Origin of the sequence: Mycobacterium sp. 1081908.1 (genome assembly GCF_001673535.1) — a bacterium.
Lineage (GTDB): Bacteria > Actinomycetota > Actinomycetes > Mycobacteriales > Mycobacteriaceae > Mycobacterium.
This window is the reverse complement of sequence record NZ_LZLY01000158.1, coordinates 57,601-83,231: the sequence shown is the minus strand read 5'-3', so window position 1 is coordinate 83,231 and position 25,631 is coordinate 57,601. Positions and strand designations below refer to the sequence as shown.

Annotated in this window: 25 protein-coding genes and 1 pseudogene; 9 read left to right on the top strand and 17 right to left on the bottom strand. The window is 67.0% G+C overall.

The window, feature by feature from the left end; genetic code table 11:
* The 7 genes and pseudogenes from A5655_RS28080 to A5655_RS25860 form a co-directional block, all read right to left on the bottom strand.
* Positions 1–432: pseudogene (locus A5655_RS28080) on the bottom strand (PAP2 family protein); the annotation flags it as partial.
* 9 nt (positions 433–441) lie between these two features.
* Positions 442–1,722 (bottom strand): threonine ammonia-lyase, encoded by a 1,281-nt coding sequence (gene ilvA, locus A5655_RS25880; protein WP_067015618.1) that lies wholly within the window; start codon positions 1,720–1,722, stop codon positions 442–444.
* Positions 1,723–1,745: 23 nt separating this feature from the next.
* A complete protein-coding gene (locus A5655_RS25875; RefSeq protein ID WP_067015615.1) occupies positions 1,746–2,183 on the bottom strand; it encodes a nitroreductase family deazaflavin-dependent oxidoreductase in 438 nt (145 codons plus the stop codon).
* Positions 2,184–2,394: 211 nt separating this feature from the next.
* A complete protein-coding gene (locus A5655_RS25870) occupies positions 2,395–2,928 on the bottom strand; it encodes a hypothetical protein (RefSeq protein ID WP_067015612.1) in 534 nt (177 codons plus the stop codon).
* Between the two features lie 70 nt (positions 2,929–2,998).
* Positions 2,999–3,700, bottom strand: coding sequence for an AAA family ATPase (locus A5655_RS25865; protein WP_255362038.1), 702 nt, complete (start codon positions 3,698–3,700; stop codon positions 2,999–3,001).
* Between the two features lie 45 nt (positions 3,701–3,745).
* The gene (locus A5655_RS28430) at positions 3,746–4,030 is read right to left on the bottom strand and encodes a ParA family protein (protein ID WP_231999277.1); all 285 of its coding nucleotides are present in this window, start codon (positions 4,028–4,030) and stop codon (positions 3,746–3,748) included.
* Between the two features lie 222 nt (positions 4,031–4,252).
* Complete coding sequence (locus A5655_RS25860) at positions 4,253–4,810, bottom strand: TetR family transcriptional regulator (protein ID WP_067015653.1); 558 nt, start codon at positions 4,808–4,810, stop codon at positions 4,253–4,255.
* A 94-nt stretch (positions 4,811–4,904) separates the two neighbouring features.
* Here A5655_RS25860 and A5655_RS25855 point away from each other — a divergent pair, with 94 nt between their 5' ends.
* Together A5655_RS25855 and A5655_RS25850 are read left to right on the top strand one after the other, a co-directional pair.
* Complete coding sequence (locus A5655_RS25855) at positions 4,905–5,312, top strand: hypothetical protein (RefSeq protein ID WP_067015609.1); 408 nt, start codon at positions 4,905–4,907, stop codon at positions 5,310–5,312.
* Entirely contained in the window at positions 5,309–6,745 is a 1,437-nt protein-coding gene (locus A5655_RS25850; protein ID WP_067015606.1) for an FAD-dependent oxidoreductase, read from the top strand. The genes A5655_RS25855 and A5655_RS25850 overlap by 4 nt, the downstream gene beginning before the upstream one ends.
* Here A5655_RS25850 and A5655_RS25845 read toward each other — a convergent pair.
* Genes A5655_RS25845 through A5655_RS25830 form a run of 4 tightly spaced genes read right to left on the bottom strand, consistent with a single transcriptional unit; the run spans position 6,711 to position 11,358 of the window.
* The gene (locus tag A5655_RS25845; RefSeq protein ID WP_156765038.1) at positions 6,711–8,585 is read right to left on the bottom strand and encodes a lysophospholipid acyltransferase; all 1,875 of its coding nucleotides are present in this window, start codon (positions 8,583–8,585) and stop codon (positions 6,711–6,713) included. The two genes, A5655_RS25850 and A5655_RS25845, sit on opposite strands and share 35 nt — an antisense overlap.
* Before the next feature lie 14 nt (positions 8,586–8,599).
* Positions 8,600–10,426 carry a fatty acid--CoA ligase FadD11 gene (fadD11, locus tag A5655_RS25840; protein WP_067015599.1) on the bottom strand — a complete coding sequence of 609 codons (1,827 nt, stop codon included), beginning with the start codon at positions 10,424–10,426 and terminating at the stop codon, positions 8,600–8,602.
* A gap of 39 nt (positions 10,427–10,465) precedes the next feature.
* Positions 10,466–10,945 (bottom strand): VOC family protein, encoded by a 480-nt coding sequence (locus A5655_RS25835; RefSeq protein WP_067015596.1) that lies wholly within the window; start codon positions 10,943–10,945, stop codon positions 10,466–10,468.
* Positions 10,946–10,956: 11 nt separating this feature from the next.
* Positions 10,957–11,358 (bottom strand): helix-turn-helix domain-containing protein, encoded by a 402-nt coding sequence (locus A5655_RS25830; protein ID WP_067015594.1) that lies wholly within the window; start codon positions 11,356–11,358, stop codon positions 10,957–10,959.
* Between the two features lie 60 nt (positions 11,359–11,418).
* Here A5655_RS25830 and A5655_RS25825 point away from each other — a divergent pair, with 60 nt between their 5' ends.
* Together A5655_RS25825 and A5655_RS25820 are read left to right on the top strand one after the other, a co-directional pair.
* Positions 11,419–11,865, top strand: a complete 447-nt coding sequence (locus A5655_RS25825) for a PPOX class F420-dependent oxidoreductase (RefSeq protein ID WP_067015591.1) — start codon at positions 11,419–11,421, stop codon at positions 11,863–11,865.
* Entirely contained in the window at positions 11,862–12,806 is a 945-nt protein-coding gene (locus tag A5655_RS25820; protein WP_067015588.1) for an MBL fold metallo-hydrolase, read from the top strand. The genes A5655_RS25825 and A5655_RS25820 overlap by 4 nt, the downstream gene beginning before the upstream one ends.
* 58 nt (positions 12,807–12,864) lie before the next feature.
* Here A5655_RS25820 and A5655_RS25815 read toward each other — a convergent pair whose 3' ends face one another.
* Genes A5655_RS25815 through A5655_RS25805 form a run of 3 tightly spaced genes read right to left on the bottom strand, consistent with a single transcriptional unit; the run spans position 12,865 to position 15,049 of the window.
* The gene (locus tag A5655_RS25815) at positions 12,865–13,596 is read right to left on the bottom strand and encodes a hypothetical protein (RefSeq protein WP_067015585.1); all 732 of its coding nucleotides are present in this window, start codon (positions 13,594–13,596) and stop codon (positions 12,865–12,867) included.
* A gap of 27 nt (positions 13,597–13,623) precedes the next feature.
* The gene (locus tag A5655_RS25810) at positions 13,624–14,502 is read right to left on the bottom strand and encodes an alpha/beta fold hydrolase (RefSeq protein ID WP_067015582.1); all 879 of its coding nucleotides are present in this window, start codon (positions 14,500–14,502) and stop codon (positions 13,624–13,626) included.
* Positions 14,495–15,049: a DUF302 domain-containing protein gene (locus tag A5655_RS25805; protein ID WP_082978890.1), complete on the bottom strand. Its 555-nt coding sequence runs from the start codon at positions 15,047–15,049 to the stop codon at positions 14,495–14,497. The genes A5655_RS25810 and A5655_RS25805 overlap by 8 nt, the downstream gene beginning before the upstream one ends.
* Before the next feature lie 181 nt (positions 15,050–15,230).
* Between A5655_RS25805 and A5655_RS25800 the strand changes: the two genes are divergently transcribed.
* Positions 15,231–15,827 (top strand): helix-turn-helix domain-containing protein, encoded by a 597-nt coding sequence (locus A5655_RS25800; RefSeq protein WP_067015650.1) that lies wholly within the window; start codon positions 15,231–15,233, stop codon positions 15,825–15,827.
* A 106-nt stretch (positions 15,828–15,933) separates the two neighbouring features.
* Here A5655_RS25800 and dnaE read toward each other — a convergent pair whose 3' ends face one another.
* Positions 15,934–19,467 carry a DNA polymerase III subunit alpha gene (gene dnaE / locus A5655_RS25795; RefSeq protein ID WP_067015577.1) on the bottom strand — a complete coding sequence of 1,178 codons (3,534 nt, stop codon included), beginning with the start codon at positions 19,465–19,467 and terminating at the stop codon, positions 15,934–15,936.
* Between the two features lie 99 nt (positions 19,468–19,566).
* Here dnaE and A5655_RS25790 point away from each other — a divergent pair, with 99 nt between their 5' ends.
* The 3 genes from A5655_RS25790 (at position 19,567) to A5655_RS25780 (ending at position 23,681) form a co-directional block, all read left to right on the top strand.
* Positions 19,567–20,175 (top strand): TetR/AcrR family transcriptional regulator, encoded by a 609-nt coding sequence (locus tag A5655_RS25790; protein WP_067015574.1) that lies wholly within the window; start codon positions 19,567–19,569, stop codon positions 20,173–20,175.
* 144 nt (positions 20,176–20,319) lie between these two features.
* Positions 20,320–20,748 carry an MmpS family transport accessory protein gene (locus A5655_RS25785; RefSeq protein WP_369807252.1) on the top strand — a complete coding sequence of 143 codons (429 nt, stop codon included), beginning with the start codon at positions 20,320–20,322 and terminating at the stop codon, positions 20,746–20,748.
* Positions 20,745–23,681: an RND family transporter gene (locus tag A5655_RS25780; protein WP_067015571.1), complete on the top strand. Its 2,937-nt coding sequence runs from the start codon at positions 20,745–20,747 to the stop codon at positions 23,679–23,681. Before A5655_RS25785 ends, A5655_RS25780 begins: the two co-directional genes overlap by 4 nt.
* On the opposite strand, the gene A5655_RS25775 is transcribed toward A5655_RS25780, so the two are convergent.
* Positions 23,629–24,060, bottom strand: coding sequence for an SRPBCC family protein (locus tag A5655_RS25775; RefSeq protein ID WP_067015568.1), 432 nt, complete (start codon positions 24,058–24,060; stop codon positions 23,629–23,631). The two genes, A5655_RS25780 and A5655_RS25775, sit on opposite strands and share 53 nt — an antisense overlap.
* Before the next feature lie 105 nt (positions 24,061–24,165).
* On the opposite strand from A5655_RS25775, the gene A5655_RS25770 reads away from it, so the two are divergent.
* Positions 24,166–24,810, top strand: a complete 645-nt coding sequence (locus tag A5655_RS25770; RefSeq protein ID WP_067015565.1) for a hypothetical protein — start codon at positions 24,166–24,168, stop codon at positions 24,808–24,810.
* Between the two features lie 16 nt (positions 24,811–24,826).
* Here the strand turns inward: A5655_RS25770 and A5655_RS25765 are convergent, their stop codons facing one another.
* Positions 24,827–25,630: an SDR family oxidoreductase gene (locus A5655_RS25765; RefSeq protein ID WP_067015562.1), complete on the bottom strand. Its 804-nt coding sequence runs from the start codon at positions 25,628–25,630 to the stop codon at positions 24,827–24,829.
* Position 25,631 lies beyond the last annotated feature (1 nt).

The window sequence follows — 25,631 nt, the reverse complement described above, 5'->3', positions numbered from 1 at the left end:
GAGCGCGGTAAGGAACAGGGGATCGCCTCCGGCGGTGACCACCCGCAGCGTCGTGGTGAGCCACAGATCGCGGTGGGTTGCGAGCCACCGTGCCGCGGGTTGGTCGATTCCCGCGATGCCGTCGCCCTCGAGCACGTCGTCGAGGACCTCGGTGAAGCCCACCGCGAGAGCCGCCACCACGACGAACCCCAGGAGCAGCGCCACACCGGCGACCTCGTCCGCGGGCAACCGGGCGGCCAACGGCCATCCCCTCGCGCTGACCCGGTCGCGCGCCCAGGTCAGTGCCCGGCCGATCACCTCGGCACCGGACACCCGCGCCCACAGTCGGCGCAGCGCAAGCCCGCACCGCCCGACCCAGATCGCCGCCCCCGTGAGCAGCACCAGAACCACCACGGTGCCGGCGCTGACCACGCCGAAGCCGGGTTGACCCATACCTATTGGCTACAGGAGGTAGCGGTAGGCCGGCGAGCCCGGCTCGAGGGCCTCGACGTGAATTTCCGTCGCCCGCATCCGCGCCATCAGCCCGTCCAGACCCGCGGCCGATCCCAGTTCGATCCCGACCAGCGCCTCACCGGTCTCCCGGTTGTTGCGCTTGACGTACTCGAACAGCGTGATGTCGTCGTTGGGGCCGAGCACCTCGTCGAGGAACCGGCGCAGGGCGCCGGGCTCCTGCGGGAAGTCCACCAGGAAGTAGTGCTTGAGGCCGAGGTGCACCAGCGAGCGCTCCAGCACCTCGCCGTAGCGCGACACGTCGTTGTTGCCGCCCGAGATGAGGCATACCACCGTGGACCCGGGCTCGACGTTCGCCTCCAGCAGGCCCGCGACCGACAGCGCGCCCGCCGGCTCGGCGATGATGCCCTCGTTCTGATACAGGTCCAGCATTGCCGTGCACACCGCGCCCTCGTCGACCGCGGTGATCGACACCATGTCACCGGCGGCGGCCAGCGCGGCATAGGTCAGGGTCCCCGCCCGTTCCACCGCGGCGCCGTCGACGAACTGGTCGACGTGGTTCAGCGTCACCGGCTCGCCGGCGGCCAGCGCGGCCATCATGGCCGCGGCGCCGGCGGGCTCGACGCCGAGGACCGCGGTGTTCGTCGTCCGTTCGGCCAGGTAGGTGGTGATGCCGGAGATGCAGCCGCCGCCACCCACCGGGACCACGACCAGGTCGGGCTCCTCGTCGAGTTGGTCGAGGAGCTCCAGCGCGATGGTGCCCTGCCCAGCCATGGTGCGCGGGTCGTCGTAGGGCGGCACCAGCGTGGCGCCGGTGCGTCGGACGTCGTCGAGCGCCGCCTCGGCGGCCAGGTCGTAGGTCGACCCACCCACGATCAGCTCGATGAACTCCCCGCCGTGGTAGCGGATTCGGTCGCGCTTTTGTTTGGGGGTCTTGGCCGGCACGTAGACGCGGCCGTGCACCCCGAGCGCGCGGCAGGCGTAGGCGAAGCCCTGCGCGTGGTTGCCCGCCGACGAGCACACGACGCCGGCGTCCAGCTCCTCCGCGGAGAGCTGCACCAGCAGGTTGTACGCGCCGCGCAGCTTGTAGGAGCGCACCACCTGCAGGTCTTCGCGCTTGAGGTAGACCTGCGCGCCGGTGATCGCCGACAGCCGATCGCTCGGCTGCAGCGGGGTGGGCGTGACCACCGGGGCGATTCGCTGCGCCGCCGCGTCAATGTCGGCCGCGGACAGCGGCGACCTGCTCGGGCTCTGGCTCAGTTCAGCGGACACCGATCAATGGTCCCATGCCGCCCTCAGCTGACCGGCGTGAGCACGAACACCGGGATCTGGCGGTCGGTCTTTTTCTGGTACTCGGCGTAGTCGGGCCACGCCTCGACGGCACGCTCCCACCAGGTGGCCTTCTCGTCGCCGAAAACCTCGCGGGCGTCGTAATCGCGGGTGACGGCGCCGTCCTGCAGCTCGACGCGAGGGTTTTTCTTGATGTTGTGGTACCAAACGGGGTGCTTCGGGGCCCCGCCCAGCGAGGCGACGACGGCATACTCGCCGTCGTGCTCGACGCGCATGAGCGGGGTCTTGCGGATTTTGCCGGTCTTGGCCCCGACCGTGGTCAGCAGGATGATGGGTTTCCCCTTCATGTCCGCGGCCTCGGTTCCGCCGGACGCGGCGTATTTGTCGGCTTGTTCGCGCGACCAATCCCAGGGGCTCGGCGCGTATTCACCTGTAAGCGGCATGGCAAGAACCCTACTCCCGTTGCAGGTCAGGCACTTTGGGAGATGTCAACTGTTTATTCCCCCCAAGCGACGTCGTTTTCAAAGCCACACAGACTGGGAGCATGCACCTTCACTTGAGCTTTGGTTCGGCCGCCAACCAGAGTCCATCAGGGCTCGCGGCCTGGTAAACCGCCTCTACCCCGGTTATCGAGGCAACTGCCACAAACGGAACCTAAAGAAGACTGTCCAAAGCTGTGACGGTGCGTTCCACCGTGTCGATCGCGTCTGACGCATCAGCATCTGACAGAGCTAGGTATGTGGATACGGCGCTTGGATCCATATCGCACCGGTGGGCTATCTGATTCCGGCGACGGACGACAACGCTCAACGCAATCTTCGCGGGCTCCGCACCGCTCTGTCCAAAGGCGGATGACCAGATCGCCCCGATACCGACCATCGCGAATGCCTTCGCGATGTCATCCGGCTTTTGAAAAGTTTCCATGCTCAAGCGCTCGTTTACGAGAACCTTCGATCTCATCTGCAACTCAAGAGTGTTCGGCGCTGAGATGAGATCACTAACCGCGCCGAAGTGTAGGCCCACCTTTGTGTTGCTACCCCCAGGCCGGACGCCCATCACGATTTCGACGGCCCGGTCCAGAACAACGTCGTGGACATAGGCGTCGAGCGCCGCAACGGCCTGTACGAGCGCAGCGCGATACACGTCCGTCAAGTCGAGGGGTGTGAGGCCGGACAGCGCTTGGCCCAATCCAACCAGTTCCCGTGCCCGTGAAATATTGGCAGCGAACTGAGCGAATCGAGGCGTCGCCATCGGGGAGCTAGACCTCAGACTCGGTCAGTGACTCCACGCGCTTTGCAAGCTCTGTAAAGGTCTCGCGGAAGCTGTCAATATTGGCTTCCTGGTTTCCCCACAACTTTCCCGCGCGACCTACTTCTGCCTGCGTCAAAGTGAAGACTGGCTTCCTCTCCTGCTGAGAGTGAGCGATCAGGGTGTTGAAGTCGGGAATTTCGGCCAGAACGAAATGATCGTCCATACCAACGTCTCGGTACGCCTGCTCCGGCAGCATGGCCCCAGCCCCTTCGAGCGCCGGCACCAAGGTGTCCGAGATCGCGTCATTCAATTTATCGAAGTACTTCTGAAACGCCTTCGTAGGCTTACCGCTCTTTAAGCGAAACCGCTGCACTACGACACCGAGAAACTTGAGATTGGGGGCAACGAACGGGTAATCAGCGTCGGCGAGCACCTCCAAGTTTGCCGCGCGCTCCGCCCAATTGATCCATCTAGGCACGACACGCGAAAGCGAGTCGATCGCCATCACAGAAAACACGTCGGGGCTGCAGGGCACCATAAAATAGTCCGCGGTTGCTACTAAATTCTGATTTACCGCGCCCAAACCAGGGCTGAGGTCGAGGATCACGCAATCAGCGTCGTACTTGTCCGCCGTCAGCCTAAAAAGGTGCCGGAAGCTCCCCGGTTGATTGCGAAGCCCTTGAAGCGACTCGGATAACTGCTGCGCAATACCAAGCGACGTTTCGTCCTCGGCAAGAGCTACGTGGCCCGGAATTTAGAATAGACCTTCTCGCCCAGGGACTTCGATGCAGTCGACAGCAGCGAGGGGCTTCGGTTGGGACTTGAACGCTGGTTCCAGAGCATCTTTCAGGTTTCGGCCAGGATTACTCTTGTAAAAGTCATCAAGCGCATCTTCACCGCTCAGGTCCAAGACCATACCGGTCAGATTGCACTGAGGGTCCGCATCGACCAGGATTACCTTCCTGCCTTGGGAGGCCAACATCCACCCCAAGTTGAAGCAGGTGGTCGTCTTGCTCACGCCGCCCTTGTTGTTGAACATTGCGATAGTCGTAGCCATCAGTCCCCAATCGCGCGTTTCCATCTTTTGGGCCGGCCTAGCCTAGCCGAATAGGCCGACACTAAAGGTGAGTTCGGAGTCGTGTCCTCGCGCGATTCGAACCTAAAGCCGAAGACTCCGCTCGAAGTTTGCACCCCTTACGCGACCTCGATTCACTCCCAGGGCGACGGTGCGTATTCACCTGTAAGAGGCATGTCACCGACTCTACGGCGCGGCACCCGTCAGGTAGCGCGCGAGCACCGGTCGCAGCCACGCGGTCAGCGTCGCGTCGTCCATCCCGACCAGCGCCGGCACCCCGACGACGTAGCGGGCCATCGCGATGCCCAGCACCTGCGAGCCCACCATCGCGGCCCGCTCGGCGGCGCGGTCGGGAGTGACGGCGGCCAGCGCCGGGGCCACCTGCTCGGCGAACACCTCCAGCAGCGCGTCGGCCGCGGCGCGATTGGTCGCGGCCGCGCGCAGCAGCGGCAGGAAGGATCCGTCCGGGTCCCACACCTTGACCAGCAGCGGCACCAGCAGGTCCGCCATCCGCTCGGGTTCGACACCGGAGAGGTCGGGAAAGGTGACCTCGAGCCGCGAGACCTCGGCGAAAAGGTCGGCCTTGCTGCCGAAGTAATGCATGACTAGCGCGGGATCGAAGCCGGCCTCCGACGCGATCGAGCGGATGGTGGTCCGCTCGAAGCCGCGGGCGGCGAACTGCGCCCGCGCGGCGCTCAGGATCGTCGCACGGGTGGCCTGCCCGTCGCGGGTCTTCGTTGGCATGGCGAAATTGTATTCAACAACTGTTGACACCGCCAGCACGCGCGCCTAGCGTTGAGTTCAACAACTGTTGAAATCGATTCGTGGGGAGCCCGCCATGACCGTGACCGTCATCCAGATTGGGCTCGATCCCGATGTGATCGATTACTCGGCACCGGATTTCGCCCAGTTCCCGGGTCTGTCCAGGGACACGCTGCGGGCCGCCAACGACGACAACGTCGCGGCGTTGCGCGCGGCCGGCTACGACGTTGACAACTGCCTCGTCGACTTCGGCACGACGGGCGCCGAAAAAGCCCGCCGATGGCTGGCAGCCAAGCGCTACGACGCGGTGCTGATCGGGGCCGGGATCCGCCTGGTCGCGAGCAACACGCTGCTTTTCGAGTCGATCGTCAACGCCGCCCACGCGACGCAGCCCGGCTGCCGCTTCGTGTTCAACCGTGCGGCGGTGTCGACGCCCGGCGACGTCCGCCGCTGGTACCCCGAGCCGGAAGGAGCGGCGCGATGAACCACGTCGACGTCCTGGTGGTTGGCGCGGGTCCCACGGGCCTGACCGCCGCGGGCGACCTAGCCCGCGCCGGGCGATCGGTCGCCGTGCTGGAGCGCTGGCCAAGCGAAAACCCCTCCAGCCGCGCGTTCGCCACCATGGCCCGGACGCTGGAAGTGCTCGACGCGCGCGGCGTGGCCGACGAGGTGCTCGCGCTCGGGCACCGCGCGCCGGGCGTGCGGCTGTTCGCCGGCGCCCACATCGACCTGACCCATCTCGACTCGCCGTACCCGTTCGTGCTGGTCACCCCGCAGAGCAACGTCGATGCGGCCTTGCGCCGATACGCGCTGGCCGAGGGGGCCGACCTGCGCCGCGGCATCGAGGTGATCGCGCTCGACCAGGACACCGACGGCGTCACCGTGACCGCCCGTCCCAAGGACGACGACGATCCCGCGCATCGGCAGACCTGGCGGTCGCGGTATGTGATCGGCGCCGACGGTGCGCACAGCACCGTTCGAAGGTTGGTGGGGGCAGACTTTCCCGGCAAGACGGTGCTGACGTCGATCGTGCTGGCCGATGTCAGGCTGGCCGACGGACCCTCCGACGGCGGCCTGACCGTCGGAGCCACCGGGGACGTCCTGGGGTTCCTGGCGCCCTACGGCCGAGCGGACGGCGCGTGGTATCGGGCCATGGTGTGGGACCGCGACCACCAAGTGCCCGACACCGAGCCCGTCGACGACGGCGAGATCGTCGACGTCCTCGCCCGGGCCATGCACACCGATTTCGGCGTGGTCGACATCGGCTGGAAGTCCCGATTCCATTGCGACGAAAGGCAAGTCGAGCAATACCGGCACGGCCGGGTGTTCTTGGCCGGTGACGCCGCACACGTCCACTCCCCGATGGGCGGTCAGGGCATGAACACCGGGATCCAGGACGCCGCGAACTTGGCGTGGAAGCTCGATGCGGTGCTGGGCGGCGCCGACGATGGGCTGCTGGACACCTACCATGACGAACGCCACCCGATCGGCAGACGGGTGCTGATCCAGTCCGGGCTGATAGCCCGCGCGGTCACGCTGCACCCGCGACCCGCCCGGTGGCTGCGTAACCTGTTGGCGCCCAAACTACTTCGCATTCCCGCGGTCCGGGACCTGGTGGCCGGCAGCTTCGCGGGCACCACACTGCGTTACGGCCGGCGCGGGCCGGTCGGCACCCGCGCCACCCAGATACCGCTGGTCGAGGGGCGGTTGACCGGACTGCAGCGCACCGGCGGGTTCGTGCTCGTGCGCGAACGCGGCGCGGCGCCGGTCGAGGCGCCCGGAATGCTGCAGGCCGAGCGAGCCGACGACGGCCCGGCCGTGCTGGTGCGCCCCGACGGGTACATCGCCTGGGCGGGAGCTTCGGCCGAGGCCCCGGTCCCGGCTACCGCGACCCGGCCAGCTCAGCGATCGCGTTGACCCGCCGCACGGCCGTGGCGATCTCGTCGGCGAATTCGCGGCGCCGCTGGGCGATCGTGGGGTCCTCAAAGCCGTCGACCAGCTCGCGGTGGCGGGCCAATCGCAGCGCGGTCTTGAACAGCTCCATCGACCTCGATTCGGCGTTGGCGATCCGGCGCTGCAGCTCCCACTGCTTGCCCACCTCGAGACACTCGGTGAGAAAGACGTCCTCGTCGAACGATTCGTCGTCGTAGGCGGCCAGCCGGTCGGCGACGATGTGGTACGCGTCCAGGAACGGGCGCAACACCAGGTGCGCCAGCAGCAGGTCGGCCTTTTCCAGCAACCCGCGCACGTCCGCGGCGCGGGCGGACTTGCTGGTGTCCTCCACCCGCCCGATCAGGCGCACCTCGTCGGCCAGTTCCTTCTCGAACTGCGCACGCGCCGAGAACAAGAACTCGAATTTCAGCAACTCGCGCAGGCTCAGCGCAGCGTCGCGAACGCTCGCCGGTGACACCAAGCCGTCGACAGAAGTCTCGGCGTCCTCGGTCGCGGCCAGCAACGCGGTCTCGGCGATGGCGCGATCGACCAGGATGTGGATGGCGGTGTTGCGGTAAAACGCCGCGACCAGGTGCTGGTCGGCCCCGATGCCCCAGACCGGTTCCGTGCCGGCGTCGTAGACGCTGACCACCCCGGAGGCGACGAGCTGATGCAGCGTCCAGCGGATCGTCGAGCGGTTCGTCAGGTCGGCGGCGCCGGCCACCGTCCAGTTCCGCGCCGCGATGTAGCTCGCCAGCGGACGCACGGTGGCCAGCACCTCGCTCACGGACAACGACCGGTCCGCACCCAGCAGCGCGAGGCTGACCACGGCGGTCGGGGTGACCGGGGTCGCGCGGTTGATCCGGTGCTCGACGTCGAGTGCGATGCGCTCGATCTCGGTCCCGGCGCCGGACGCCTCGGCGCGCAACTCCTCCAGGCGCTTGCGCAGCGGCAGCGGTTCGCCGAAGTCGAGGTAGGCGCGCCCCAGGCGCTCGCCCTGTTGACGCGCCAGCCGGACCAGGAACCGGAAGTCCTCCGGCCGTTTGGCCGCACCGTAGGCCTCGGCGGTCATCGCCTCCACCTCGTGCAGCTGGTCGTACACGATCGAGGTCGGCACCAAATAGACCTCGGGACCGTCGATTTCGTCGACGGCGTCGCTGATGTAGCGCAGGATCCCGTACACCGGGGGCCGCAACTTGCCGGTCCGGGTCCGGCCCCCTTCGATCGACCACGTCAGGTTGGCGTGGTTTTGCACCAGCTGGGCGGCGTAGGCGCGCAACACGAACCGGTACACCGGAATGTCCTTGGTCTGACGCCGGATGAAGATCGTTCCCGTGCGCTTGGCCCAGGCGCCCATCGGGAAGAAGTTCAGGTTCGCGCCACCGAAGGTGAGCGCGGGCGAGAGCCGGTTGGCCTGGATCGACTCGGGCAGCAGCAGGCCGTCCAGGTAGGAGCGATGCGAAAAGGCAAACGCCAGAGTCGCTTTGCGGTCCAGCTTGCGCAGCTGCGCGATCTGATCCTCGTCGACCAGGATGTCGTAGGCCCGCATCAACCAGCAGCTGAAGCTGCGCCAGGCCTTGACGGCCCGCTCGTCCAGCGAGGGCGCCATCTCGCGCAGGTAGCCGGCCGCCTCAGCGCGCACGTCGTCGCGGTCGCGTCCGAGTTCCTCCGCCAACTTGGTCAGCCGCTCGTCATACCATGGGGCCGCGAGCAGCTCGACCACCTCGTCGGGATCGGTCGGCAACGCCGTCGTCGATTCGTCCACTATTCCGGTGCGCTGCAGCAGCTTTCGCACCCCCGTGCGTCCGATTTCGCGCGCTGACACCGCCGGTCCCCCTCTCACGCCGGCTGCGCGGTCGCGGCTTCGGCGGGCTCGTGCACTTCGGGATGCAGGTCGGGAGAATAGAGTTCCTCGATCTCGCCCGCGTACTTCGCCATGATCGGCTTGCGCTTGAGCTTCATCGTGAGCGTGATCTCGTCCCCGCCCGGCTCCCACAGGGTGGGCAGCACCCGGAAGCGCTTGATCTGTTCCACCCGAGACAGTTTGGCGTTGCCCTCGGCCACGCCCGCGGCGATCTGGGCGATGACGTCCGGATGGTTCGCCAACGCGGACGGAGACGCATCGTCCAGCCCATGCTGGGCCGCGTAGGGGCCGACCGAGTCGGCGTCAAAGACCATCAGTGCGGCGTTGTACGGTCGGCCGTCCCCGATCGTGATCATCACGCCGACCATCGGGCAGGCGGCCAGGACGGTGTTCTCGATGTTGGCCGGCGACATGTTCTTTCCGGCCGCATTGATGATCAACTCCTTCTTGCGGTCGACCACCCGCATAAACCCGTCGGCGTCGACCTCGAAGATGTCACCGGTGTGCAGCCAACCGTCCTCGTCGATCGCTTCGGCGGTCTTGGCGGGTTCCTTTCGGTAGCCCTTCATCACCAGCGGGCCGCGGACCAGGAACTCGCCGTCGTCGGCGATCTTGCCCTCCAGGCCGGGAAGCAACTTGCCGACCGTGCCGAGCCGGGCGTCGCGCGGATTGCTCACGGTCGCCACGCAACTCAGCTCCGACATGCCCCAGACCTCGGCGATCGGAATGCCGATGCTGAGGAAGAAGGCCAGCGTCTCGATGGGAATCGGCGCCGCACCGGACACCGCCCAGCGGAGTTCCCCGAAGCCCAGCCGCTCCCGCAGCTTTGACAACACCAGTTCGTCGGCCTTGGTCCACTCGGCGGCCAGTTCGTCCGGCATCTCCTCGCCGGCCACCAGGGCCGCGGCCCGGCGGGCGGCCACCGACATCGCCCACTGCAACGCCTGCCGCTTGACCTCGTCGGTCTCGTGGCTGACGGCGAATTCGATTGCGGCCTTGAGCTTTTCCCAAACGCGCGGCACCGCGCCCCACACGGTGGGCCGCACGTCGGGTAGCGCGGCGGCGATCGCGCGCGCGTCGGAGACTACGGTGACCTGGGTGCCGTTCACCTCCAGGCCGTACAGCGCCATTACCCGGTCGGCGATGTGCGCCGTCGGGAGGAACGACGTGCCGCGGTCGCCGAATTGGGTCGGCAGTACCGAGTTGAGGGCGAACATCTCGAACAGCAGATTGGCGTGCGTCATCTCCACGCCCTTGGGGTTCCCGGTGGTCCCGGACGTGTAGATGAGCGTGACGACGTCGTCGGGTTGCACCGCGCGCCAGGTGGATTCGAAATCGAAATCCGCGCGCGCGGCGGCATACAGGTCGTCGAGCGAGATGGTGCCCGGCGGCGAACCGTCGATGCAGACGATGTGCTCGATGGGGGCGCCGCTGGCGCGAATGCGGTCGACGTACTGCTCCTCGCAGATCGCGACCTTGGTGCCGGCGTTGTCGAACAGGTAGGTCAGCTGCTCGGCGGGCAGCGTGTTGTACACCGAAAACGAAACGGCGCCAAGGTGTTGGGCGCCGATCTCCAATGGGTAGAACTCGACCCGGTTGGCCATCATCAGCGACACCGTGTCGCCCGGCCCCACCCCCAGTCCCGCCAGGCCGGCCGCGACCTTGCGCACCTGCTCCGCGAGCTCGCGCCAGGTCAGCGTCTGGGTCTCGCCGGGGGTCCTCAGCGCGACGGCATCCGGCTCGATCGTCGCGGTGCGCTGGAACGCCTCACAGAGGGTGGCCGGGCCTTCGGTTGTCGTCATTCGGTGAGCGTACGTCCGTGGCCAATGGCGCGGAACACATCACCGGGCATCCGGTCGCCAGAGCTGCACCGTGCTCGTCGCGCCGCCGGGCAATTCGAGCAGTTCGATGGGGGTGCCGTCGGGATCGTAGATGAAGAACATCCGCACCCCGCCGATGTCGACGGGCGGCTCGGCCCGGACGTCGGGATGGTGGCGCCGGACGGTGTCGTAGGTGGCGTCGAGATCGTCGACCCGGAACGACATGTTCGTGTAGCCCAGGTGCGGGCCGCTCGGGGACTCGGGCACGTCCCCCAACGACAGCAGCTCGACCATGGCGGCACCGATCAGGCCGCCGATCATGCGACCCTGCTGCGCCGCCCCGCCGGTCACCGAGTCCAATCCGGCGCCGGCCAGCTCGACGTCGAACACGACGTCCATGCCCAGCACCGCGGTGTAGAACTCGCGCGACGCCTCGATGTCGGAGACGCCGACGCAGATGTGGGAGAAGTTCTGCACGGCGATCGGGTGCGAGTGGGTCATTGCGGCTCCTCCTAGATCGCGTACGGCACCGGCGGCGCGGTGTGAATCCCGCAGGTGCAGGCGTCGATCGAGGGGCACGTGCAGCGCATCCCCCACTCGATGACGGCGCGAGCGCGGGCCAGCGACTCCAGCTGCGCGTCGATCTCGGCCAGCTTGGCCTCGGCCAGGGCCCGGCTGGCGGGCCGCCCGGGTGCGTCGTCGGCGAACAGCAGCTGGATCTCTTCCAGCGCAAATCCGGCGGACTTGCACAGGCGGATCACCTCGAGCCGCGCCAGCACCGAATCGTCGTAGCGGCGCTGGCCACCCAGCCGCGCCGGCGCCGAAACCAGGCCGATCTGCTCGTAATAGCGCAGCGTGGTGGCCGCCACCCCCGCCCGGCGCGCCACCTCCCCGATCGTCAGGCTTGGGGCCATCGCCGCCTCCCGAAACTCGATGCTTGACTTAGAGCTAACTCTAAGTCGTTGACTGGGGGCATGCATACTCCAGCGCTCGACGAGCTGAGCCACGCTCGCTACCTCCTGCTCCGGTCCTTCCGCCGCGACGGAACGCCGGTCGACACCCCGATCTGGTTCGGGCTGGACGGCGAGGGGCTGGTGTTCCGGACCAAGGTGGGGCCGAAGACCCGGCGGCTGGCGGCGCGCCGCGACGTCGAACTCGCCGCCTGCGACTACCGGGGCCGCGTGCGCCCGGGCGCGTCGACGCTGGCCGGCCGGGCGACGATCCTGTCGGGCGCGGACGCCGAGCGGGCCAACCGCGTCCTGCACAAGCGCTATGGCTGGCAGTGGAACGTCGTCCCGCTGATCAAGATTCCGGGCGTGACCAACGTCCACCAGGGCCTGTCGCTCCGCGAAAAGCTGCACCGCGCCCGCGACCGTCGCGTGTGGGCCGACAGCGCGATCGTGCGGGTGGAGCTGCCATGACCGCCACGAAGGCCGGGGTGCCCGACCCGGTCCGCTCCCCCACCGTCCTCCAATGCTGCAGCGCCGCAGCCGGACTCGTCCGGGGCATGGTGCGGCCCCGGCGCCCCGACGCGCGGTTCATGCGCAGCATCGCCGACGCGGGATTGCCGAATCCCCGCCGCACCGTGTCGGTGACCGCGCTACCCCAGGTGCCGCGCCCGGTGCCGACGCCCGCGATCGTCGAGGGCGCGTTTCGCCCCGCGCGCGTGGACAACTCGCTGACGTCGTTCGTCGTGACCCACCCGGAGGCCACCTTCATCGTCGATCCCGCCGTCTGCACCGACGTCGAGCGAAGGGCGATCGCCCAACTGCCCGCGGTGCTGCGTGTCGCGGTCAAGCCGCCCGCGGACACCATGCCCACCGTGACGGCGCTCGCGCGGCTGCCCGAAACGCCGCGACTGGATTTCGCCTTGCCCACCCACGCGCATTGGGACCACGTGTCGGGGCTGCTGGACATGCCGGGCCTTCCGGTGCGCCTGCACCGCAAGGAATTCCAGTGGATCAGCGGCGGCCCTGTCGCGCCGGTGGGCGGGGTGCGGGATTCGCTGCGCGATCGGCCCCTCACCGAATACGACCTGGACGGTCCGTCGGTGCTGACGTTCGCCGCGAGCCACGACCTCTTCGGCGACAACTCCGTCCTGCTGGTGGACTTGGCCGGCCACACCCCGGGCAGCGTCGGCGTGCTCGCCCACACCGCCCGGGGCTGGATCCTGATCGCCGGCGACGCCGCCTGGCACCAACTGCAAATCGAGAAGGTCCGCCAAAAGTCAAGCTACCCCGGCGCTTTGGTCGACGTGGATCGCGACGAGACCTTCCAGACGCTGCAGCGGCTGCACCTGGCGCGCCGGGCGGTGACGATCATCCCGACCCACGACCACCAGGCGGCGCTGAGGTTGTCGTGATCGCTGCGAACATAGCGTGCCGGCGCGGGCGGATGCGAGAGCATGTTGCTCGAGGCACTTATTGGACGCGGACCGAGGAAACATCGACGGTGATGATCGCGAGGCGTTGGTCGGCGGTGCCATCGTCGCCGCGCCGGTAGATGCGGCGGCGGGTTGGGAAGACGAAGTCGTCGAACGTCTTGTAGTCGTCGGCGTAGTGCGCGACGGGAGCATTGCCGGTCGCATCGGCGGCGTAGTCCATCCGTCGCAGCATGAAGTGTTCGTCGTAGTAGAAAACCTGATCGGGATTGTGGTTGGGCATGTTCGGCGGAAAGTGCACGGCGAGGCGCCGCCACGTTTCGTCCCCTTCGCGCCACGGCTGGATTTCGCTGGCCTGCACGCCGGGGTAGGTGAGGCTGAACGGCTGGGTGAAGTAGTTCCAGTTTGCAGCGCTGGTGAAGTAAGCGATTTGGATCGCGTCCCACTTGGTGGTCTGCAGGTCAAACGGCGGAAAGCTCGGCCGCGGGTCGGTGCGCTCGTCAACGACCTCGCCGCCGGTGGCTCGAATGGCGAGCAATTCTGGTTCCACGTCGAACACTGCACACTGATCAGGCCCGGGAAAAGGTGTGGTCGTGATGTGTTCGCGGTGGGCATCCATCGAGATCGTGAGCGTGGGCGCCAGGTCCGGCCAGCCCCGGGGGGCCCAAAACGGCCCTCCGACCGCGATCTCGGCGGTGACCGTGTCGACGTGGTCCCAGTTCGCCAGCCCGCCGTGGGCGTCCAGCACACTGTCGAGAAGTTCGCTGCTCATAGGTGTCTCCTTGACGATTGAGGGGTGTTACACGGGCGTGGGAATGGATCGCTTGATGAGATCGGCGACCTCGTTGGGTTGATCCCATTGCGGCCAGTGAGATGCGCGGTCGATCAGGTGCAGTTCCGAGTTCGTGAATAGAGCGCAGATGTGTTGTGCCACATCAGGGGTCAGGTTCGGATCATCGCGGCCGAATATCACCGACACCGGCACTTGGACGGTCTGCAGCCGGGCCGATGCGATCACGGCGTCCTGCCGGTCCAGGGCCGCGGGAAGACCGCCGGTCCATGACCGGATTTCGGCGAGCGCATCCGGCTGGCTGTCGTCGCCGAAAAACTGCGGCACGATCGAGCTGACGCCGATGCCGTCGGGGGGAAGGCTCCTATCGATGCCGAAGCGACGGCCGGTGTAGGCCAACAGCCACAGCCGCTGGTCGGGGTCGTCAACGAGAGCGTCGGTCAACGGCGTCAACGCGGGATCGGCCATCAGAGCGATCATTTCGGGTAACCGGAGATTCGGCTGCCGCCCGTAATACGTGTTCAGCAACACCAGCCGGGCGACGCGTTCCGGGTGGCCCAACGCGAATTCGATGGCTTCGGGTCCCGATGCGTCGTGTCCGACCAGCACCGCCTGCTCGAGTTGCAGGGCGTCGCAGAGGGCCAGGAGCTCTTCTTGACGGCTGATGGCGCTCGATTTTTTAGAATCGCGCCGGCTTGATCGCCCGTAGCCGATCCAGTCGAACGTCACCACTCGCTGCGGGTCGAGTGGACCGATGAGCCGGTTGTAGATACGTGAATCGTCGGGAAATCCGTGCATCGCGACGATCGCCGGAGCGCGGCCCGGATGGTCGCGCACAAACAATTGAGTGCCGTCGTAATCGAGGAATCGTTCGGTCGATTCAGCCATGATGCCGGCCTTGCTCGAGTTCGGCGGGCACCGGCAGCCTGAGCAGCGACAGCAACTCGGCGAGCTTGGCGTCGAGCAGCCGGCCCACCTCGGTGATGCGGGGATCTCCAAAGCTGGCGAACCGTGTCGAGGGTTGGTCGATGCTGAAATGGGTTGCGCCGGAAGAATCCTCATAGATGGCGGTGCGCAGCGGCGCATAGAGCATGACCGCGGGATTGTGGCGATACATCGTCTCCACCACCACGTTATTGCCCATCATGTAGGTCATCACTCGGGTCGTGTGCCCCAGTAGCCGCATCATCGGTGTGGGATCCAAGGACCAAAACCGGGCAAACGTATGCGGTGTGCGCTTTGCCGTGTAGCGCACCACTTCGTCCAGGTCACCCTTTTTCAGCAGGGCCCTCAGTTCGTCCGACCCGATATCGGGGACAAGTGCCTCGTACCGTCGGCACAGATCGTCAAAGCCGCTGTCGCAGTCGACCACCAGGCGATTCACCTGGTGAGTGACGATGCGGGTGCCGGCGCGGCTGGCAACAGACGGCGTCACGGTTCCCTCCCAAATTTGGATCGGTCACCCTCAACACGGTGGGTAGCTGGACATAATTTTAAACTTTATAGACTAGTTAATCAAGTACTAAGTTGAGAAACAGTTCTTCTGCTGGTAGAAACGCTTTGTGGGCGCCCGCAAGAGCTACCGCCAGAACTGCCCGATCGCCAGGAGCCTCGACATGCTCGGTGAGCGCTGGACGCTGCTCATCCTGCGTGAGTTGCTCGCCGGGCCACGCCGCTACAGCGATCTGCGCGCCGAACTGCCGGGCATTGCGACCAACCTGCTGGCCGAGCGACTCAAGGAACTGGAAAAAGCGGGGTTGGTGGATCGCGCCGAGTTCCCGCCGCCGATTGCGCGCACGGTCTACACGCTCAGCGACGCCGGCTGGCAGCGGGTGCTACCTGTCCTGCAGAGCCTCGCCCGGTTCGGCCTGGATCGCCTTGACTGCGTGGACGGTGGCCCGGTCTCGCCGCTGACTGGATTTCTCGCGTTGATCGTGGTCCCTTTCGACCCGATCAGGGCCGCTGGGTTGACGGCGGCCTACCGTATCGACATCGACGGCCGGCGGTTCGAAGTCGCGGTGGATCAGGGTCATCTCACGGCCGCCGCAGGCGAACCGGACGTGACGGTGACCGCGAGCGCCGCGGATCTCGCGACCGCGCGACTCGGCTCCACCGAAGCCATCAGCAAGGCGGCACTGCGGCGAATCAAATTCGACGGTGAACCCGAAGCCATCGAGGCGCTGCGCACCGCGTTCTCCTTGTCGGACGATTAGGAGTAGTCATCCGGTTGAAGCGGCGGGTGTGTCAGTCGGCCACCACCGAACGTGCGGCCAGCCGCACGCTCGGGCGCGAGTGTGCGGCCAGCCGCACGCTCGATAGCTAGAGACCCAGGCAGCCCGGGCCGAGCAGCTCCTTGAGGTCGCCCATCAGCGCCGGCGACGGCGTCACCCGCAGCGAGGCGTCCAGCTCGAGCGTGGTGATCCGGTCCCCGCTGATCAACCGCAGGTGCACCTGCGAGGTCCCGGGGTGGCGGGCCAGCACCTGCTTGAGCGCGCTGACCTTGTCGAAGGTGCACTGGCGCGTCGGCATGCTGACCGCCAGCGGTCGGTCCGGCTGGGCGTTGGAAAAGTCCGGCACCACAAGCTCGTTGGCGATCAACGCGATACGGTCGTCGCGGATCGCGACCTTGGCGTTGATCAACACCACGGCATCGTCGACGATGTCGGCGCCGAAGCTGGAGTACGCATGCGGGAAGAACATCACCTCGATGCCACCGGTGAGGTCCTCCAATTGCGCCGAGGCCCAGGGCATTCCGTTCTTGTTGACCCGCCGGTTCACCGACGCCAGGATGCCGCCCACGCGCACCTGGGTGTCGTTGGGGACGTCGCCGTCGAGGATCGCCGGGATCGCGGTGTCAACCTGCGCGGTCAGCAGGTGCGCCACCCGGTTGAGCGGGTGCCCGGAGACGTACAGCCCCAGCATCTCTCGCTCGAGGGCCAGCTTGTGCTTGTCCTCCCACTCGTCGTCGGGAACCTTGATGGTGAACACGGAGTCGGTGGTGCCGGCGTCTCCGCCCCCGAAGAGGTCGAACTGCCCCATTGCCTCGGCCTTCTTGGTGCCCAGCACGGAGTCGACGGCGTCGGTGTGGACCAGGAACAGGCCCTTGCGGGCGTGGCCGAGCGAATCGAACGCGCCGGCCTTGATCAGCGACTCGGTGACCTTCTTGTTGCACGCCGAGACGTCGATCTTGTTGAGGTAGTCCGAGAAGTCGGTGAACTTGCCCTTCTCGCCGCGGGTGCTGATCAGCGAGCTCACCACGTTGGCGCCGACGTTGCGCACCGCGCCCAGCCCGTAGCGGATGTCGGCGCCCACCGACGCGAAGTTCAGGCCGGATTCGTTGACGTCCGGCGGCAGCACGGTGATGCCCAGCTTGCGGCAGTCGGCGAGGTAGACCGCCGCCTTGTCCTTGTCGTCGCCCACCGAGGTCAGCAGCCCCGCCATGTACTCGGCGGGATAGTTGGCCTTGAGGTAGGCGGTCCAGTAGGAGACCAGGCCGTAGCCCGCGGCGTGCGACTTGTTGAACGCGTAGTCGGCGAACGGAAGGATGGTGTCCCACAACGCCTTGATGGCGCCGGCGGAAAACCCGTTGGCCTTCATGCCGTCGGAGAAGCCCTCGAACTCCTTCTCCAGGACCTCGCGCTTCTTCTTGCCCATCGCCTTACGCAGTATGTCCGCTCGGGCCAGCGAGTAGCTGGCCACCTTCTGCGCGATGCGCATGATCTGCTCCTGATACACGATCAGGCCGTAGGTCTCGGCGAGGATCTCGCGCAGCGGTTCCTCGAGCTCGGGGTGGATGGGTTTGATCGCCTGGCGCCCGTTCTTGCGGTCGGCGTAGTCGTTGTGGGCGTTCATGCCCATCGGCCCGGGCCGGTACAGGGCGATGACGGCGACGACGTCTTCGAACCCGGTCGGCTGCATGCGGCGCAGCAGATCGCGCATGGGCCCGCCGTCGAGCTGGAACACCCCGAGCGTGTCGCCGCGGCCCAGCAGCTCGTAGGTGGCCTTGTCGTCCAGCGGCACGGATTCCAGGTCGAGGTCAATTCCCTTGTTGGCCTTGATGTTCTCGATCGCGTCGCCGATGATCGTCAGGTTGCGCAGCCCCAGGAAGTCCATCTTCAGCAGGCCGATGGCCTCACACGACGGGTAGTCCCAGCCGGTGATGATGGCCCCGTCCTGCGGCCGCTTCCACAGCGGGATCGCCTCCGTCAGCGGCTCGCTGCTCATGATCACCGCGCAGGCGTGCACGCCCGCGTTGCGGATCAGGCCCTCCAGGCCGCGCGCGGTCTGGTAGATGGTGCGGACGTCCGGGTCGGTTTCGATCAGGCCGCGGACCTCGGCGGCCTCCTTGTAGCGCTCGTGGTTCGGGTCGGTGATGCCCGACAGCGGGATGTCCTTGGCCATGATCGCCGGCGGCAGCGCCTTGGTGATCCGGTCGGCGATGGCGAAGCCCGGCTGGCCGTAGTGGATCCGCGCCGAATCCTTCAGCGCCGCTTTGGTTTTGATGGTGCCGAACGTGATCACCTGGGCCACCCGGTCCGAGCCCCACTTGTCGGCGGCGTAGCGCACCATCTCGCCGCGGCGGCGGTCGTCGAAGTCGATGTCGATGTCGGGCATCGAGGTGCGCTCGGGGTTGAGGAACCGCTCGAACAGTAGCCCGTGCGGGATCGGGTCGATGTCGGTGATGCCCAGCGCGTAGGCGACCAGGGATCCGGCGGCCGAGCCCCGGCCGGGCCCGACCCGGATGCCGACCGACCGCGCGTAGTTGATCAGGTCGGCGACGATGAGGAAGTACGACGGGAAGCCCTTGTCGCAGATGACCCCGATCTCGTAGGCCGCCCGCTGCTGGTAGCCGTCCGGTGGGCCCGCGGGAAACCGCCGGGCCAGCCCGGCGTCCACCTCATGGCGCAGCCAGGACGCCTGGTCGTGCCCATCCGGCACCGGGAAGACCGGCATCCGGTCGCGCGGCGCCCACACCTCGTCGTAGGGCTGGACGCGCTCGGCGATCAACAGCGTCGAATCGCAGGCGCCGGGCACCTCGTCGTCCCAGATCTGGCGCATCTCGGCGGCCGACTTCAGGTAGTAGCCGTCGCCGTCGAACTTGAACCGGTTGGGGTCCGACAGCGTCTTACCCGTCTGCACGCACAGCAGCGCCTCGTGGTTGTGGGCGGCGTCGCGGGTCACGTAGTGGCAATCGTTGGTCGCCAACGGCGGGATGCCGAGCTTGCGGCCGATATCCAGCAGCCCCTCGCGGACCCGCCGTTCGATGGACAGCCCATGGTCCATCAGCTCGAGGAAGTAGTTGTCCGGCCCGACGATCTCGCGCCACTTGGCGGCCGACTCCAGCGCCTCGCGGTCGTGTCCGAGGCGCAGCCGGGTCTGCACCTCGCCCGACGGGCAGCCGGTGGTGATGATGATGCCCTCGGCGTGTTCGGCGATGAGCTCGGCGTCCATCCGCGACCACTTGCTCAGCTGGCCCTCGAAGGACGCGAGCGAGGACAGCTTGAACAGGTTGCGCAGGCCGGTGGCGTTCTCGGCCACCATCGTCAGGTGCGTGTAGGAACCGCTGCCGGACACGTCGTCGGCCTTTTGGCTGGGATCGCCCCAGGTGACGCGGCGGGTGTCGAAGCGTGAGCCCGGCGCGATGTACGCCTCCACCCCGATGATGGGCTTGATCCCGGCCTTGGTCGCCTCGTTGTAGAACTCGCTGGCCCCAAACATGTTGCCGTGGTCGGTCATCCCGACCGCGGGCATCTGGAGCCGCTCGACCTCGGCGAGCATCGGCGCGATCTTCGCGGCACCGTCCAGCATCGAGTACTCGGTGTGGTTATGCAGGTGCACGAAGGAATGGTTCATAGGGACGCCAGTCTATGACCGACCACCGACGCAACCCCGGCGTGTCGCGAGTGTGTCTTTAACTCACGCAATCGGTCGCCGCGGATCTAAGGTGGGCGCATGACCCAGACTGCCGACCGGTTCGCGGGTCCGGCGCCGTGGTCGCCGCGCGAGGCCGAGCTGCTCGCGGTGACGTTGCGGCTGTTGCAAGAGCACGGTTACGACGGGTTGACGATCGACGCCGTGGCCAGCGAAGCCCGGGCCAGCAAGGCCACGGTGTACCGGCGCTGGCCGTCGAAGGCCGAACTGGTGCTGGCCGCCTTCATCGAGGGCATCTGCCAGGTCGCGGTCCCGCCCGAAACCGGCACGTTGCGCGGGGACCTGCTGCAGATCGGCGAGAACATCTGCCGGCAGGGCCACCTGAACGCCGGCACCATCCGCGCGGTCCTCGTCGAGGTGTCGCGCGACCCCGCCCTCCGGGACGCCATGCAGCACCAATTCCTCGATCAGCGCAAGGCCACCATCCAGTACATCCTGAGGCAGGCCGTTGACCGCGGCGAAATCGACGAGGCGGCAATCACCGACGAGCTCTGGGACCTGTTGCCCGGATACCTGATCTTCCGCTCGATCATCCCCGGCGAGCCGCCCACGCGTCGCACCGTGCAAGCCCTGGTGGACGGCTTCATCATTCCCGGACTTACCCGATCCAGCGGATATCAGGCCAGTTGATAGATGACCGGAGAAGTGTACGGTCACGTCTCTTGTGCAGTACTGATCAGTACCGTAGGGTCATACCCAACGATCGCGCTCACAGGGCAGCGTGACCGTGGCGCCTGAGCATCGAGAGTCCAACGGGTGAAGGGGATTTCGATCATGTCCCTCGTCAGACGGGGATGGATTCCGCTGGTGGCGGTGCTCGTCGTCGCGCTCACGGGGTTCGCCATCTACCGCCTGCACGGAATCTTCGGCTCCCACTCCAACGTCTCGGCCAACAGCGGCCTGGCCAACGAAATCGTCCCGTTCAACCCCAAGAAGGTGGTCCTCGAGGTCTTCGGCGCGCCGGGCGCCGTGGCGACCATCAACTACCTCGACGTCAACGCGCAACCGCAGCAAGTCAAGAACGCGCCACTCCCCTGGTCGTACACCATCACCTCGACCGAGCCCGCGGTGATCGGCAACGTGGTGGCGCAGGGCACCGGGAACACCCTGGGCTGCCGGATCACCGTCAACGGTGAGGTCAAGGACGAACGCACCGTGAACCAAGTCGACGCCTACACCTTCTGCCTGGATAAGTCGGGATGAGCAACCACCAAGAGACGCGGCCCCGCGTGCCGCACATCATCCGCCGGCTCGCGCTGCCGATCCTGCTGTTCTGGATCGCGCTCGCCGCGATCACCAACATCGCGGTGCCGCAGCTGGAAGAGGTGGGCAAAACCCACAACGTGGCGCTGAACTCCCCGGATGCGCCGTCGCTGAAGGCGATCAAGCGCATCGGCCAGAAGTTTCAGGAATTCGATACCGACAGCCAGGCGATGATCGTCCTGGAAGGCGACAAGCCGCTCGGAGCCGACGCGCACAAGTTCTACGACGCGATGCTCCGCAAGCTCGAGCAGGACAAGAAGCACGTCGAGCACATTCAGGACTTCTGGGGCGACACGCTGACCGCGGCGGGGTCGCAGAGCAACGACGGCAAGGCGGCCTACGTCCAGCTGTTCCTCGCGGGCAATCAGGGCTCGGCGCTGGCCAACGAGGGCGTCGGCGCCGTCCGCGACATCGTCGAGCACATGCAGCCGCCGCCCGGTGTCAGGGTCTATGTGACCGGCGCGGCGCCGCTCATCTCCGATCAGTTCGACATCGGTAGCAAGGGCACCGCCAAGGTCACCGCGATCACCGTCGGGGTGATCGCGGTGATGTTGCTGTTCGTCTACCGCTCCGTCTTCACGATGCTGCTCGTGCTTTTCACCGTGCTGATCGAAATGTCCGCCGCCCGAGGGATCGTCGCCTTCCTGGGGAACGCGGGGATCATCGGGTTGTCGACGTACGCGACGAACCTGCTCACGTTGCTGGTGATCGCCGCCGGAACGGACTACGCGATATTTTTCGTCGGCCGCTATCAGGAGGCGCGCGGGGGCGGCGAGGAGAAAGAGACCGCCTACCACACCATGTACCACGGAACGGCCCACATCGTCCTGGGCTCGGGGCTGACGGTGGCCGGCGCGGTCTTTTGTCTGAGCTTCACCCGGCTGCCCTACTTCCAAAGCCTGGGCATCCCAGCCGCTCTCGGCATCCTCGTGGCGCTCTTCGCCTCGCTCACCCTGGGCCCGGCGGTGCTCACCCTGGGCTCCGCCCTGGGCGTCTTCGAGCCGAAACGCGCGATGCGAACCCGCGGATGGCGGCGGATCGGCACCGCCATCGTCCGCTGGCCCGCCCCCGTGCTCACCGCCGCATGCGCGCTGGCCCTCGTGGGCCTGCTCGCGCTGCCCGGGTACAAGACGAGCTACGACACCCGGCCCTACATGCCCACCAGCGCCCCCGCCAACATCGGTTACACCGCCGCCGAGCGGCACTTCTCCCGCGCCCGGCTGGAGCCCGAATTGCTCATGGTCGAAACGGATCACGACATGCGTGACCCGGCCGACATGCTGATCCTGGACCGGGTAGCCAAGGCGGTGTTCCACGTCCCCGGCATCGCCCAGGTGCAAACCATCACCAGGCCGTTGGGGACCCCGCTCGTGCACAGCTCGCTCGCGTTCGTGATCAGCAATCAGAGCGCCGCCCAGCAGGAAAACCTGACGTATCAACGGGATCGCGCCAACGACCTGCTCACCCAGGCCGGCGAGCTGGCGAAGACGATCAACATCCTCAAGCAGCAGTACGCCCTGCAGCAGCAGCTCGCCGCCGCCACCCACAGCGAGACGCAGAGCTTTCACGACACCGTCGACACGATCCGGGACCTGCGCGACAAGATCGCGAACTTCGACGACTTCTTCCGGCCGATTCGCAGCTATTTCTATTGGGAGAGGCACTGCTTCGACATCCCCGCCTGTTGGGCGATCCGCTCGGTCCTGGACGCGCTCGACGGCGTCGACCAGCTCACGGAGAAGTTCGAGAACCTCACGGCCACCCTGGACAAGCTCGACGAACTGCAGCCGAAACTGGTGGCGCTGATACCGCCCCAAATCGACAGCCAGGAGACCAACCGTCAACTGGCCCTGGCGAGCCACGCCACCCAGGCCGGCATCAACGCCCAGACGCAAGACGCGATCGACAACGCGACGGCGCTGGGGCAGGCCTTCGACACCGCGAAGAACGACGACAGCTTCTACCTGCCCCCCGAGGTGTTCAACAACCCCGACTTCAAGCGGGGGCTGAAACTGTTCCTCTCCCCCGACGGCAAGGCGGCCCGGATGATCGTCACCCATGACGGCGATCCCGCTACGCCGCAAGGCATCTCACACATCGACCCGATCGTCAACGCCGCGCACGAGGCCCTGAAGGGCACGCCGATGGCCGACGCCAAGATCTACGTCGGCGGCACGGCGGCGACGTACAAGGACATCCAGGACGGCGCCAAGTACGACCTGTTCATCGTGGGATTCGCCGCGCTGGCGCTCATCCTGCTGATCATGCTGATCATCACGCGCAGCCTGGTCGCGGCGCTGGTAATCGTTGGGACGGTGGCCCTTTCGCTGGGCGCCTCGTTCGGGCTGTCGGTGCTGGTGTGGCAGTACCTGTTCGGCATCAAACTGTATTGGGTCGTGCTGGCGCTGGCCGTGATCCTGCTCCTGGCGGTCGGATCCGACTACAACCTGCTGTTGATCTCCCGATTCAAGGAGGAGATCCACGCCGGCCTCAAGACCGGCATCATCCGCTCGATGGCCGGGTCCGGCTCGGTGGTCACCTCCGCCGGCCTGGTCTTCGCGGTCACCATGTGCGCGTTCGTGTTCAGCGGTTTTCAGGTGCTCGGCCAGATCGGCACCACCATCGGCCTCGGGCTGTTGTTCGACACGTTGATCGTGCGTTCCTTCATGACACCGTCCGTCGCAACGCTTCTCGGGCGCTGGTTCTGGTGGCCGCAACGGGTGCGCCCACGCCCGGCCAGCACGATGCTGCAGCCCTACGGCTCGCGGGCGGCGGTGCGTCAGCTGCTGCTGTGGGAGGACGACGACACCGCGGTGATGCCTAGCCGTACCGCTCGACAAACTGCTTCAGCGACTTCTCCACGTCTCCCCTGACCGCGCGGGCCGCGGCCGAGCCCACGGGGCCGAACAGCGCGCGCCCGCCCAGCTCGAGGCGCAGGCCCAGCGTCGACCCGCCGTCGGCGGCCCGCACGGAGAGCGTGACGGCGTACTTCGCTCCGCCCTTGCCCGATCCCGACATCGCCACCTCGTGCGGAGGGTCCCACCTCGTCACCGTCCAGGTCACCCGGTTGCGCAGGCCCTTGGAACGCGCCACGCCGACGACCTGAGTGCCCTCGGTGATCTCGTCGGGCAGCTCGCTGCGCCACGCCTCGTGCATGACCAGCCATTCGCCCAATTCCGAAAGGTCCGAAACGTGCTCCCACATCTCCTGCGGGGCCATCGGCATGTCGGCGGTCATCTCAACGGCGGCCATGGTTCTCTCCTACGTCAAGGCGCGGCCGGTTCGCAAGGGCAACGGGCGCTGTAAGAATTTCGCAAGCAGTCGTCCTTACAGTCGGGCCGGCGAACGGAGATACGCATGACGAAGGCATGGCTGATGATGGCCGGCGGTTTTCTCCTCTTCTGCGCGGGCTTCCCCGCGATGCTCGACTGGTCGCGCTACTGGTGGTGTCTGGCCTTTTACGTCATCGGGTTCGCCCTGCTCATCGTCGGCAGGAGGCAACACGATTTGCTGGTGGCCGCCCGGCCCGGCCAAGAGCCACCCACAGCGGTTGCGGACCCGCCCCCCGCGCGCCGCAAGCGCGCCGGGGTCCTGGCCTGGATCGGCGTCGCCTTCGCCATGCTGGTTGGGCTGGCCGGACTGCGCGTGGCCGAGCAGGGCGTGTTGCCCGAGGCCTTGGATCCGGGCACGCCGGCGAGGGCGACCGTCGTCGGCTGCGTCCCGCACGGGCACGAATTCCGCTGCGACGCCAGGTGGACCGTCGGCGGGGCGTCGCGGACCGGCCAGTTGTACCCGCTGGAGAAGTGGGGCGGAGGCTGGGACAAGGTTTACCAAGATCCCCCGGCAGTCGGATCGCAGCTGGACGTTCACGTGCGTGGCGGCCGTGCCTACCAGCCGCCGAACGTGGCCCTCGATATCTGTTTCATCGCCGGGGGGTTGGCGCTGATCGCGGCGGGCGGGGTCCTCTACTGGTATCTGCGGCGCAGATACAGCAGGCGTTAGCCGGCCCGCACCTGCGCTAGTGGCTGGGGCCGCCGCGGAATCGGTTGCCGATCCGAAGCCCGGGCAGCAACAAGGTGCGTGGCACGAACCGGCCGCCGGTGCTGACGACCTTGGGCACGATGCCGGGCACGACGCTGCGCTTGCCGGCGAGCATCCCACCGATGGCGGCCTCGGCGACGTCGTGCGGCGAGACCTGCGCCACCGGGATGCTGAACCGCTCGGCGTTGGCGATCTCGGCCCACTCGGTGGGCACCGGGCCCGGACACAGGACGGTGACCGACACCCCCGTGCCGTGCAGCTCCTCGTGGATGGCTTCGGAGAACGTCTGCACGAAGGCCTTGGTGGCCGAATACACCGCCATGTACGGCAACGGCTGGAACCCGGCGATCGAGGCAATGTTCATCACGGCGCCGGCGCCGCGCTCGACCATGCCCGGCAGGGCGGCATGGGTGAGCTCCATCAGGGTGAGCGCGTTGAGGGTGACCTCTTCGCTTTCGCGGTCGAGCGGCAACTCGTGGAAGACCCCGCTGGTGCCGAAACCCGCGCTGTTGCACAGCCCGGCGATCGGCTCGTTGCGCAGCCGGTCCGCGAGCTTCGCGCGGCCCTTGGCATCGCTGAGGTCCAGCGGCAAGACCTCGACGGCCACCGAGTACTCCTGGCCGACCTCGTTGGCGAGGTCGTCCAGGCGGTCGCGGCGCCGCGCGACCAGCAACAGCGGAAAGCCGCGGCGGGCCAGGCCGCGGGCCAGTTCGGCGCCGATGCCCGAGGAGGCCCCGGTGATGACGACGGTGGTGTCGGTGTCAGGTTTCGGAAGACTCATC

What these genes read in the sequence shown, in the direction of transcription:
- A5655_RS25850 (WP_067015606.1), top strand. Translation starts at nt 5,309, where the DNA reads ATGAACCACGTCGACGTCCTGGTGGTTGGCGCGGGTCCCACGGGCCTG.
- A5655_RS25810 (WP_067015582.1), bottom strand. Translation starts at nt 14,502, where the DNA reads ATGGCTGAATCGACCGAACGATTCCTCGATTACGACGGCACTCAATTG.
- A5655_RS25770 (WP_067015565.1), top strand. Translation starts at nt 24,166, where the DNA reads ATGACGAAGGCATGGCTGATGATGGCCGGCGGTTTTCTCCTCTTCTGC.
- A5655_RS25785 (WP_369807252.1), top strand. Translation starts at nt 20,320, where the DNA reads ATGTCCCTCGTCAGACGGGGATGGATTCCGCTGGTGGCGGTGCTCGTC.
- dnaE (WP_067015577.1), bottom strand. Translation starts at nt 19,467, where the DNA reads ATGAACCATTCCTTCGTGCACCTGCATAACCACACCGAGTACTCGATG.
- A5655_RS25830 (WP_067015594.1), bottom strand. Translation starts at nt 11,358, where the DNA reads ATGGCCCCAAGCCTGACGATCGGGGAGGTGGCGCGCCGGGCGGGGGTG.
- A5655_RS25860 (WP_067015653.1), bottom strand. Translation starts at nt 4,810, where the DNA reads ATGCCAACGAAGACCCGCGACGGGCAGGCCACCCGTGCGACGATCCTG.
- A5655_RS25875 (WP_067015615.1), bottom strand. Translation starts at nt 2,183, where the DNA reads ATGCCGCTTACAGGTGAATACGCGCCGAGCCCCTGGGATTGGTCGCGC.
- A5655_RS25775 (WP_067015568.1), bottom strand. Translation starts at nt 24,060, where the DNA reads ATGGCCGCCGTTGAGATGACCGCCGACATGCCGATGGCCCCGCAGGAG.
- A5655_RS25815 (WP_067015585.1), bottom strand. Translation starts at nt 13,596, where the DNA reads ATGAGCAGCGAACTTCTCGACAGTGTGCTGGACGCCCACGGCGGGCTG.
- fadD11 (WP_067015599.1), bottom strand. Translation starts at nt 10,426, where the DNA reads ATGACGACAACCGAAGGCCCGGCCACCCTCTGTGAGGCGTTCCAGCGC.
- A5655_RS25820 (WP_067015588.1), top strand. Translation starts at nt 11,862, where the DNA reads ATGACCGCCACGAAGGCCGGGGTGCCCGACCCGGTCCGCTCCCCCACC.
- A5655_RS28430 (WP_231999277.1), bottom strand. Translation starts at nt 4,030, where the DNA reads ATGTTCAACAACAAGGGCGGCGTGAGCAAGACGACCACCTGCTTCAAC.
- A5655_RS25790 (WP_067015574.1), top strand. Translation starts at nt 19,567, where the DNA reads ATGACCCAGACTGCCGACCGGTTCGCGGGTCCGGCGCCGTGGTCGCCG.
- A5655_RS25825 (WP_067015591.1), top strand. Translation starts at nt 11,419, where the DNA reads ATGCATACTCCAGCGCTCGACGAGCTGAGCCACGCTCGCTACCTCCTG.
- A5655_RS25835 (WP_067015596.1), bottom strand. Translation starts at nt 10,945, where the DNA reads ATGACCCACTCGCACCCGATCGCCGTGCAGAACTTCTCCCACATCTGC.
- A5655_RS25780 (WP_067015571.1), top strand. Translation starts at nt 20,745, where the DNA reads ATGAGCAACCACCAAGAGACGCGGCCCCGCGTGCCGCACATCATCCGC.
- A5655_RS25855 (WP_067015609.1), top strand. Translation starts at nt 4,905, where the DNA reads ATGACCGTGACCGTCATCCAGATTGGGCTCGATCCCGATGTGATCGAT.
- A5655_RS25800 (WP_067015650.1), top strand. Translation starts at nt 15,231, where the DNA reads ATGCTCGGTGAGCGCTGGACGCTGCTCATCCTGCGTGAGTTGCTCGCC.
- A5655_RS25765 (WP_067015562.1), bottom strand. Translation starts at nt 25,630, where the DNA reads ATGAGTCTTCCGAAACCTGACACCGACACCACCGTCGTCATCACCGGG.